Origin of the sequence: Desulfobulbus alkaliphilus (assembly GCF_016918545.1) — a bacterium.
Taxonomy (GTDB): domain Bacteria; phylum Desulfobacterota; class Desulfobulbia; order Desulfobulbales; family Desulfobulbaceae; genus Desulfobulbus; species Desulfobulbus alkaliphilus.
Genome location: NZ_JAFFQC010000243.1, coordinates 1 through 448 on the forward strand (window position 1 = coordinate 1; position 448 = coordinate 448).

Here is a 448-nt window from a genome sequence, read left to right on the forward strand (position 1 = left end):
CGCAGGGTGAGGCGAGTGACCACCTGAGCCAGCGTCATCGCTTCCTCCAGCTCATCTCCCTCCAGCATCTCGGTGATCCAGCGGTAAAGGGTGGAGACGTTCTGCATCCGCATCTCGGCCGCCTTCGGGCTGGGAGAGGTCTCATAGAGCCACTCCTCGTAGTGGATCTCCTTGATCATGTCCCGCACCGCCTCTACCGGATTGCCGCGCAGCGCCTGATCGCCGAGCCGCACCAGCCAGTTAGTGAAGGCCTGCAGGGCCACCAGGCCACGACCAGACAGGTGCTGCTCCAGCCCCAGCTCGAAGCTGGCGGCAAACAGGCTCTTGCCGCGCTGGTTGGCGTACTGGCCCAGTTTTTCGAGGGTGGTGGGGCCTATCTCGCGGCGCGGCAGGTTGACCACCCGCAGGAAGGCGGTGTCCTCGTCCGGATTCACCAGCAGCTTTAGAT

At 64.1% G+C, this 448-nt stretch carries 1 protein-coding gene; it reads right to left on the reverse strand.

Annotated elements, in window-relative coordinates:
* On the reverse strand, positions 1–448 hold a 448-nt coding region (locus tag JWG43_RS18335), incomplete at both ends, for a 3'-5' exonuclease (RefSeq protein WP_338033291.1).